Here is a 10,370-nt window from a genome sequence, read left to right as displayed (position 1 = left end):
GCTGCGCGACGGGCCCGCCCCGCTCGACGAGCGCCGCGAGCGGCTCAAGGCCGAGTTCACCGCCAACCGCGGCTACTGGCACGAGTTCTGGAACGGGCTGCTCGAGCTCGACCCCGACCTGTTCGAGGCCTACATCGAGTTCTCCTCGGTGCCGTGGAGGACCGGCCCGCTCCCGCCGAAGGTCAAGGAGCTGGTCTACATCGCCTTCGACGCCTCGGCCACCCACCTGTACGTGCCCGGCCTGAAGCTGCACATGCGGAACGCGGTGCGGCTGGGCGCCACGCCCGGCGAGATCATGGAGGTGCTCGCCATCGTGAGCGTCATCGGCATCCACGCCGCGACCACCGCGGCGCCGATCCTCGCGCAGGTCGCGGCCGAGCGGGGGCTCACCCCCGGTTCGTGATCACCGCCGCGGCGCGGCCCGGCCGGCGGACGCCGACCGGAGCCCCGCCGCGCGAGCGGATCACGCGGGCTGACCGCCCTGCGGCTGCTGCCGGGTGGTGTCGCCCGCCCCGGTCGCCTCCTGCAGCTTGTCGACGACCGCGTCGATCTGTTCGTCGTGCCCGGCGAAGCGCTGCTTCGCCAGGTCCCCCGCCTTCTCGAGGGCCTGGTCGACCTTGTCGTCGTGCTGGTCGAGCAGGTCCTTGGCCTTGTCCAGAAATCCCACGGGAGCACCTTGGCCTGATCACGAGCCCGGTGCACCGCTATCCACGTGAGATCTGGATCACACAGCTGTGCCGGGGTCAGCGGCCGTCCGCCCAGGCCGCCCAGAGCGCGGCGTACGGTCCCCCGGCGGCCAGCAGCTCGGGGTGCGTGCCGGACTCGACGACCTTGCCGCCGTCGAGCAGCAGCACGGCGTCGGCGTCCGCGGCCTGGGTGAGCCGGTGCGCGACGACGAGCGCGGTCCGCCCGGCGAGGGCCTGCCGCGCGGCGGCCTCGAGCGTCCGGGCGCCCGCGCTGCCCGCCTCGGCGGTGGCCTCGTCGAGGATCGCGACCGGCGGGTCGGCGAGCACGAGCCGCGCGAGCGCCAGCTGCTGGGCCTGCACGGCGGTGAGGGGGTGCCCGCCGCTGCCGACCGGCGTGCGCAGGCCGTCGGGGAGGGCGTCGGCCCACTCCAGGGCGCCCACCCGGGCGAGCGCCGTCCGCAGCTGCTCCTCGGTGGCGTCCGGGCGGGCCATGCGCAGGTCGTCGGCCAGCGGGCCGGCGAACACGTGCACCTCCTGGGTGACCAGCGCGACCGCCGCGCGCAGCGCGTCGTCGGGCGGCGGCGGGTCGAGGCGGATGCCGCCCCGGTCGGGCCGGTGGACGCCCGCGACCAGCTTCGCGAGGGTGGTCTTGCCCGCCCCGCTCGGACCGACCACGGCCAGCCGGGTGCCGGGCGGCACGTCCAGGTCGACGCCGCTCAGCACCTCGGGGCCGCCGCCGTAGGCGAAGGCCACGCCCTCGGCCCGCACCCGGGCCGGCCGGAGCGCGCGCACCGGGTCCGGCTCGTCGTGGGCGGGCAGGTCGGCCACCCCGACGATCCGGGTGAGGCTCGCCGCGGCCGCCTGCACGGCCTGCAGCAGGAACAGCACCGCGTTGACCGGGTTGAACAGGCCGATGAAGTAGATCGCGGCGGCGCTCGCGGTGCCGATGGAGACGGCGCCGCTTCCGACCAGCAGGAAGCCGGTGGTCAGCACGGCGGAGAGCCCGACGAGCTCGGCGAGGTTGAGCCGGCCGAAGAACCCGTTCTGCAGCCCGACGACCCGCAGGGCGAGGTCGACGACCCGCTGCGAGCGGTCCCGGACCTGCTCGGTGTGCCGGTCGGTGAGCCGGAACGCCCGCACCGTGGCCAGGCCGGTGGTGGTGTCCAGCAGCTGCTGTTGCTGGGCGCCCGCGGCGATCCGCTGTTCGGCGTAGAGCGGCGTGGCGCGGCGCAGGTACCAGCGGGTGGTGAGCACCTGGATCGGCACGGCGGTCGCCGCGGCCGGCAGGAACCGCCAGTCCAGCACGGCGAGCCCGACGAAGGTCAGCACGATGACCAGCCCGTAGCGCGCCAGCGCGGGCACGCCTTCGCGGACCGCCTCGCCGATCTGCGCGACGTCCTCGGTGACGCGGGAGCCGAGGTCGCCCGCGCCCGCGGCCTCGATGCGCTCCAGCGGCAGCCCGAGCGCGCGATCGACCAACCGTTCCCGCAGCTGGGCCAGCATCTCCTCGCCGACCTGCGCGGTCTGCGCGACGCCCAGCGCGGCGAGCAGCCCCTGGGCCACCGCGACCGCGACCAGCCCGACCGCGGGCCAGGTCACGGCGTCCGGCCCGGCGCCCGACGCGACCAGGTCGATGATCAAGCCGAGGAGCGGCGCGGTGAGCAGGCCCGCGGCGGCCCCGCCGACCAGCGCCGCGAACGCGACGGCGGCCCGGGTCCGGCGCGGGCGCAGCAGCTCGCGCAGCACCTGCAGGGTGCGGGCCGGGGTGGCGACCGGTAGCAGCGCCCGCGCGCTCATCCGCGCACCACCTCGCGGTAGCGGGCGTGCTCGCGCAGCAGCCGGGCGTGCTCGCCCTCCGCGACGACCCGGCCGCCGTCGACCAGTACCACCCGGTCGGCGACGGCGAGCAGGGCCGGGCTGCTGGTCACCGCGATCGTCGTGCGGTCGTGGCGCACCGCGCGCAGCCCGGTGGCGATCTCGGCCTCGGTGACCGAGTCGACGGCGGTGGTCGGGTCGTGCAGCACGAGCACGGGCGGGTCGGCGGCCAGCGCCCTGGCCAGCGCGACCCGCTGCCGCTGCCCGCCCGAGAGCGACCGGCCCTGCTCGGAGACCGCGGTGCGCGCCCCGTCCGGCAGCGCCTCGACCACCTGGTCGGCCCGGGCCGCGGCCAGCGCGGGCGCGAGGTCCCGCCCGGGCGGGGCGGCGGCCGCCACGTTCTCCTCGACGGTGCCGGCGAAGAGATCCGCGTCGTGGGCCGCCACGAGCAGCGCCGACCGGGCGAGCTCGGGCGGGAGGTCGGCGAGCGCGACCCCGTCCAGCAGCACCGCGCCGTGCTCGGGGTCCTCCTCCCGGGCCAGGCAGCGCAGCAGCGCCACCGCGTCGGCCTGGTCCGCGGCCACCACGCCGAGCAGCTCGCCCGGCCGGACGTCCAGGTCCAGGCCGGTGAGCGAACCGTGCCGCAGGCCGCGCACCCGCACCGCCCCGTCGACGTGCTCCGGCAGGGCGGCGGCCCCGCCGCGCACGGCCGGCTCCGCGCCGAGCAGCTCGGCGATCCGCCGGGCCGACGCCCTCGCCTGGGCCAGCCGCGCGTTGACCCAGCCCAGCTCGCGCAGCGGGTCGACCAGGAATTGGGCCAGCCCGACGGCGGCCACCAGCTCGCCGGTGTCGATCTCGCCCGCGGCCGCGAGCCGCCCACCGACCAGCGCGACGAGGGCGAGGAAGGCGCCGTTGACCATCAGCACGGTGCCGGAGAACCAGGCCTGGCTGCGGGTGGCCCGCACCGTCGCGGCGAGGGCGTCGGAGCTGCTGCGCGCGTAGCGGCGGACCGCAGCGGGCTCGGCGTGCAGGCCCTTCAGCACACGGATGCCGGCCACGAGGTCGGCGGCGGTGCCCGCGGCCTGTGCCGCCCGCTCCTGCTCGGCCTCGCTGCGCCGTTCCAGCGGCCGGCCGAACAGGTGCACCAGGTACAGCATCGGGGGAGTGCCGAGCAGGATGAGCAGCCCGAGCGGCAGGGAGATGCGCAGCAGCGCCACCGCCGCCACGACCAGCGCGGCGAACGCGGCCAGGCCGAGCGGGAGCGCGAAGTTGACCAGGCCGACGCGTTTCGCGTCGGAGGTCGCGATGGTGACGAGGCCGCCGGGCAGCCGTCCGCGCTCCGCCCCGCCCGCCGGGTCGAGCAGCCGCCGGGTGACCAGCAGCCGCAGCCGCTGGTCGGCCCGCACGTCGGCGATCCACGCCTGGCGCGCCCCGAGCCGGTAGGAGACGGACAGGAACGCGAAGTCCGCCGCCAGCACGGCGAGCCAGCCGAGCAGCGCGGCCGGGTCCCCGGTGCGCAGCGCGGAGTCGATCACCACGCCGACCAGCACGGGGACCAGGGCCTCGCCGACCTGGTGCCCGCACAGGAAGAGGGCGGCGAGCCCGACGTGCCTGCCGAACGCGCGGATCGAACCGGCCAGCACCGGCCCGCCGCGGGCCGGGTCGCGGGTCGTCGTCACGTCCGGCACCCGCCCCGCGCGGCGCGCACGATGCCGCGCAGCGCCTCGAACCACAGCTCGGCGAGCTGCGGCACCTCGCCCTCGCCGAACAGCGCGGCCGGCCATTCCCAGGAGGCGTGCAGCTCGGTCCGCCCGTCGGCGTCCACCGCGAGCACGTCGACCACCAGCGGGTAGCCGGCCGGCATGTCCTCGCCCCGGCCCCCGGTGAGCGGTGGGATCCCGGGCGGGGCCGCCCAGTCGCCCCCGGTGCCGCCGCCGGAGTAGCGGCCGAGGTAGTTGAACTGCAGCTCGGGCGGCGCGGCGGCGGCGAGCTCCGGGCGCGCCCTCGGGTCGAGGTGGCGCAGCACGCCGTAGCCGATGCCGCCGTCGGGAATCGCGCAGAGCCGCTCGCCGACGGCGCCGACGAGTCCGCGCACCGCGGCCGGGTCGGCCGCGCGCAGGTCGGCCCACGCGGCAGGCCCGACCGGCAAGTGCACCGGGAACGCGCTGGTGAACCAGCCGACGGTGCGGGTCAGGTCGGCGCCGTCGCCGATGACGTGCTCCTCGCGGCCGTGCCCCTCGAGCGCGACGAGGGTGCCGTCGCCGGGGTCGCGGCCGGTGCGGCGGCGCCACTCGGCGGCGGCCGCGGCGAGCCCGGTGAGCAACACGTCGTTGATCGTCGCACCGAGCGCGGTCGGGACCGTCGACACCAGCGGGCCGGCCCACTCCGGGGGCAGCACGAAGGACCCTTCGCGGATCGTGGCCACCGTGTCGCGGCGCGGGTCGAGCGGGGTGCGGGCGAACCGCCCCGGCGCCGACCGCGCGACCGCCCGCCACAGCGGCAGCTCATCGGCCCGCGTCCCGCCGCGGCCGGCGTCGGCGAGCGCCCGCGCCCAGGCGCGGAACGGGGTCCCGACCGGCGGCAGGGCGATCGGCTCGCCGCGGCCGCGGCGGGCCCAGCCCTCGGCGAGGTCGTCGGCGAGGATCCGCCAGGACACGCCGTCGACGACCAGGTGGTGCGCGACGAGCAGGAGCGCCCCCGGGGCGGCCGGCCCGGCGGTGCACAACACCGCCTGCAGCACGACGCCGCGCTCCGGGTCGAGCCGGTGCGCCGCTCGGGCCCGCTCCTCCTCGACCGCGGCCGCCAGGTCGTGCTCCGGGCCCAGCTCCACCACCGACAGCAGCGCCTCGGCGCGGATCGCGCCCGGCGGGGCCACCTCCAGCTCCCACCCGGTGGGCTCGCGGTGCAGCCGCGCGCGCAGCAGGTCGTGCCGGTCGAGCAGCGCCTGCAGCAGCTCGACCAGCGCGCCCGCGTCCGCCCCGGCCGGCGTCTGCAGGGTGGTCGCCTGGTGGAAGGCCGCGATTCCGCCGTCGGCCCCGGCCTGCCCCGCGCCGGTCAACTCCGCGAGCCAGCCGATGATCGGGGTGGCGGGCAGCCGGCCGGTCCCGTCTTCTTCCTCCTCGTGCGGCGCCGCGGCGGCCGCGGTGCCCAGCTCGGCCAGCGCCGCGACGGTGCGGGCCGCGCGCACGTCCCGCGGCCGCAGCACGAGGCCGTGCCGGCGGGCCCGGGTGACGAGCGCGATCGAGGAGATGCTGTCGCCGCCCAGGTCGAAGAAGTCGTCGTCGACCCCGACCTCGGCCACCCCGAGCAGCGCGCCGATCAGCGCGCAGAGGTGCCGCTCGGCCTCGGTCCGGGGCGGGCGGTGCTCCCGGTTCCCGGTCACGGCGGGCGCGGGCAGCGCGGCCTGGTCGAGCTTGCCGTTCACGGTGAGCGGCAGCCGCTCCAGCACGTCGAGCGTGGTGGGGACCATGTGCGGCGGCAGCTGTGCGGCCAGGTACCCCCGCACCGCCGCGACGAGCGCGGCCGGGTCGGCGGGCCCGGCGGGCACCAGGTAACCCGCCAGGTGGGCGACCCCGGCCTCGCCGCGCCGGTGCACGGTCACCGCCGCCTGCGCGACGTCCGGGTGCCGCTCCAGGGTCGCAACGACCTCGGCCGGCTCGATCCGGTATCCGCGGATCTTGACCTGGTCGTCGGTGCGGCCGAGGAAGTCGATGTTGCCGTCCGGGCGCTGCACGACGAGGTCGCCGGTGCGGTACATCCGGCCACCCGGCTCGGGGGCGTACGGGTCGGCGACGAACCGCTCCGCGGTGAGCCCGGGCCGGTCGTGGTAGCCGCGGGCCAGGCCGGCGCCCGCGATGTACAGCTCGCCCGGCGAGCCGGGCGGCTGCGGGCGCAGCGCGCTGTCGAGGATGTAGGCCCGCGTGTTGCAGATCGGGGTCCCGACCGTGGGGGTGGCGCTGTCGGCGGTGCCGCCGCCGAGCGTGTTGATCGTGTACTCGGTGGGGCCGTACAGGTTGTAGCCGGCCACGCCGTCGGTGTCGCGCAGCGCCGCCCACACCGACTCGCCGACCGCCTCGCCGCCGAGCAGCACCAGCGGCGGGCGGTGCTCCCCGTCGAGGAGGCCGCCGTCGAGCAGGGTCCGCGCGTAGGTGGGGGTCACGTTGACCACGTCGATCCGCTGCTTCGCGCAGTAGGCGACGAGCTGCTCGGCGTCGCGGCGCAGCTCCTCGTCGCAGACGTGCACCTCATGGCCCTCGACGAGCCAGAGCAGCTCCTCCCACGACATGTCGAAGGAGAACGACACGGTGTGCGCGATCCGCAGCCGGCGGCCCCCGGTTCGGGCGAGCGTGGGCGCGAAGATCTCCGCCCGGTGGTTGACCAGCATGTTGGTCAGCCCCCGGTACGGGGTGACCACGCCCTTCGGCGTGCCGGTCGACCCGGACGTGTAGATCAGGTACGCCGGGTGCTCCAGCCGCCGGGGTGTGCCCGGAGCGAACGGGCCGAGCTCGTCCGCGGTCAGCGGGCCCGCCGGGTGGGCGGCGAGCTCCGCGGCGATGGCGGTGTCTTGCAGGTCGACGACCCCCGGTGTCGCCGGGGGCAGCCGGTCGGCGCCGGGCCCGCCCGCGAGCACGCACACCGGGCGCGCGTCGGCGAGCATCACCGCCCACCGCTCGGCCGGGTGGTCGAGGTCGAGCGGCAGGTAGGCCGCGCCGGTGCGCAGCACGGCGAACAGCGCCACCACCGTGTCCAGCGACCGCGGTAGGGCGAGCGCCACCACCCGCTCGGGGGCGGCGCCGCGCGCGAGCAGCAGCCGGGCCACCCGGTTCACCCGCGCGTCGAGCTCGGCGAACGTGAGCCGTTCGCCGTGGCAGACCAGGGCGACGTCGTCGGGCTGCGCCGCGGCCCGCTCTGCGAGCAGCTCGGCGACGGTCATCGGCGGCACCGGGCGGTCCGGTCCGGTCCAACGCGCCTGCTGCGCGGCCCGCTCCGCGGGCGCGACGAGCTCCAACCGGCCCACCGGGCGGTCCGGGTCGGCCGCGAGCTGGCCCAGGACGGACCGGAACACCGAAAGCAGCCGCTGCGCCCGCTCGGCAGGGACCCGCCGCTCGTCGTACTGCAGCCGCAGCGCGAGCTCGTCGCCGGGGAAGACCTGCAGGGAGACGGCGAAGTGCGTGCGCGCCTCCACCGACTCGCCGGTGCCGGTGATCCGCAGCTCGCCCGGGCGGGGCTCGCCCGCCTCCGGCGGGAAGTTCTCGAACACGAACAGCACGTCGAACAGCGGCCCCGAGCCGGCGGCGGGCCCGGCGAGGGCCTGGACATCGGCGAGTCCGAGGTACCGGTGGCCGAGCAGCTCGGCTTGCTCGCGCTGGTGGGCGAGCAGGACGTCGGCCACCGGCTCGCCCGGCGACCAGCGCACCCGCACCGGCACCGTGTTGATGAACAGCCCGACCTGGGCGTCGATGCCGGGCACGTCGGCGTCCCGGCCGGACACCACGGCCCCGAACACGACGTCGTCCCGCCCGGTCACGGCGCCGACCGCGATGCCCCATGCGCCGCTGACCAGGGTGTTCAGCGTCAGCCCTCGCTCGCGGGCCGCCGCGGCGAGCGCGCCGGTCAGCTCGGCGGGCACGGTGGCGGTGAGCGCGGTGGGGGCGACCGGGGTGGCGCCGTCCGGCAGCGCCGTGCCGACCATGGTGGGCTCGGCGAGCCCGTCGAGCGCCCGCTGCCAGGCCGCCCGGGTGCGGTCGGCGTCCTGGCGCGAGAGCCACCGCAGGTACTCGCGGTAGGACGGCACGGGCGGCAGGTCGCGGCCGTGGAGCAGCCCGAGCAGGTCGTCGAACAGCACCGGCAGCGACCAGCCGTCGGCCACCAGGTGGTGCAGGGTGACCACCAGCCGGTGGCGGGCGTCGGCGCGGTCGGGCCGCTCCTCGCCGGCCAGGGCGACCCGCAGCAGCGGGGCGCGGTCCAGCGCGAACGCCGTGCTGCGCTCCTCTCGGGCCACGGACGCGCCGTCGTCGGCCCACGCCACCACCCGCAGCGGGACGGACACCGCGCGGGCGATCGCCTGGACGAGCCCGCCGTCGCCGGTCTCGTGGAACGAGGCGCGCAGCGCCGGGTGCCGGTCGGTGAGCGCGTCGAGCGCCGTGCGCAGCTGCTGCGGCGTGAGCGGGCCGGTCAGCTCGAGCACGTACTGGACGATGTAGCCGTCCGGGTCGTCCGCGGTGTGCTCGTGGTAGCGGGAGTGGAAGTACATGCCCTGCTGCAGGGGCGTGAGCGGCCAGACCTCGGCCAGGCCGCCCTCCACTGCGGCGTCGAGCGCGTCGACGTCCTCCTGGGCCAGCGCGACCAGCGGGAAGTCGACCGGCGTGCGGCCCCACCCGCCCGGCTCCGGCGCGTGCGCGGCGAGCGCCGCCAGCGCGGCCGTGAAGCGCTGCGCCACCTCGGCCACCGCGGCCTCGGTCAGCACCGCGTCCGGCCAGGTGAACGTGGCGGCGAGGCTGCCGCCGGTGACCGCCGCGTTGATCTCCAGCGGGTAGCCGGCCGCGGTGGTGGGGTCGGCCCGCTCGCCCAGCTCGGGGCGCTCCGGGGCGAGCGCCCAGTCCTGCCCGCCCGGGGCGCCGGTGTCGAAGCGCCCCAGGTAGTTGAACAGGACGGGCGGCGTCGCGGTGCCCGCCCACGCGGCGGCGCGGTCCGGGTGCAGCGCGCGCAGGGCGGCGTAGCCGATCCCGCGGTCCGGGCGCGACTCGACCTGGGTGCGGACCCGCTTCGCGGCCCCGGCCATCGGGGCGCCGCCGGCCAGGAACTCCTCCCACCGGACGGGGCCGGGGTCGAGGCGGACCGGGGCGATCGTGGTGAACCAGCCGACGGTCCGCGACAGGTCGAGCGCCTCGTCGACCGCGGCGCTCTCCCGGCCGTGGCCCTCCAGGTCGACCAGCACGGCCGCCTCGGGGCGGTCGCCGCGCAGGGCCATCGCGAGCGCGGTGAGCAGGACGTCGTTGACGGTGCCGCCGAACGCGGCCGGGACGGTGCCGAGCAGCCTGCCGGTGACCTCGGCGGGCAGGGTGATCGTGTGCGACCGGGTGCTGCCGATCGTGTCCCGGGCCGGGTCCAGCGGCCGGTCGCCGACCGGGCAGAGGCCGTGCGGGTCGAGCTCGGCCCGCCAGCGCGGCAGCTCGGCCACCCGCTTCTCGGCTTCTTCGTGCAGCGCCTCGGTCCAGGTGCGGAACGCCGTGGGCACCGGGTCCGGGGTCATCGGCCGGCCGGCCCGGTGCCGGCGCCACATCTCGGCGAGGTCCTCGCCGAGGATCCGCCAGGACACGCCGTCGACCACGATGTGGTGCGCGACGAGCAGCAGCCGGCCGCGCCGGTCGGGGCCGGCGTCGGCGAACACGGCCTGCAGCACCACGCCGCGGTCCGGATCGAGGCGGCGCACCGCCCGTTCCTCGGCCGCGTCGAGCAGTGCGGCCAGCTCGGCGGGGTCGTGCGGGGCCGCGACGGCCTCGAGCAGCGCGTCGGACGCGACCGCGCCCGGCTCGGGCACGTGCAGCGCCCAGCCGTCGGCCCGGTCCAGCCGGGCGCGCAGCAGGTCGTGGCGATCGAGCAGGGCCTGCAGCATCGCGGCGATCGTCGCCCGGTCGGCGCCGGCCGGGGTCTGGACGCACATCGACTGGAAGAACCCGTCGATGCCGACCGCGTCGTCGCGCAGCCCGGCGAGGATCGGCACCGGCGGCACCCGGCCCACCCCGGTGTCCGGCGCCCGCTGCGGCTCGGCGGCGGGGGCGGCGGCCAGGGCGAGGGCCTCCGGGGTGCGCCGCTCGAACACCAGCCGCGGGCTGAGCGCGAGCCCGTGCCTGCGGGCCTGGCCGACCA

The 10,370-nt window shown here is 77.5% G+C and carries 5 protein-coding genes; 1 reads left to right on the top strand and 4 read right to left on the bottom strand.

From position 1 onward, the window contains the following. Positions 1-403: carboxymuconolactone decarboxylase family protein (locus VKZ81_RS00450; RefSeq protein WP_324239330.1), on the top strand; the 403-nt coding region annotated here is incomplete at its 5' end. Positions 404-463: 60 nt separating this feature from the next. Here VKZ81_RS00450 and VKZ81_RS00445 read toward each other — a convergent pair. The 4 genes from VKZ81_RS00445 to VKZ81_RS00430 all read right to left on the bottom strand — a co-directional run. Beyond that, positions 464-667, bottom strand: a complete 204-nt coding sequence (locus tag VKZ81_RS00445; RefSeq protein ID WP_324239329.1) for an antitoxin — start codon at positions 665-667, stop codon at positions 464-466. Between the two features lie 76 nt (positions 668-743). Continuing rightward, entirely contained in the window at positions 744-2,483 is a 1,740-nt protein-coding gene (locus tag VKZ81_RS00440) for an ABC transporter ATP-binding protein (RefSeq protein WP_324239328.1), read from the bottom strand. Then, positions 2,480-4,180, bottom strand: a complete 1,701-nt coding sequence (locus tag VKZ81_RS00435) for an ABC transporter transmembrane domain-containing protein (RefSeq protein WP_414709312.1) — start codon at positions 4,178-4,180, stop codon at positions 2,480-2,482. Before VKZ81_RS00435 ends, VKZ81_RS00440 begins: the two co-directional genes overlap by 4 nt. After that, positions 4,177-10,370 (bottom strand): non-ribosomal peptide synthetase (locus tag VKZ81_RS00430; RefSeq protein WP_324239327.1); only part of this gene is annotated, 6,194 nt, incomplete at its 5' end. The genes VKZ81_RS00435 and VKZ81_RS00430, both read right to left, overlap by 4 nt.

The organism is Pseudonocardia sp. (assembly GCF_035305885.1).
GTDB lineage: Bacteria > Actinomycetota > Actinomycetes > Mycobacteriales > Pseudonocardiaceae > Pseudonocardia.
This window is presented reverse-complemented; position numbering and strand designations above follow the sequence as displayed.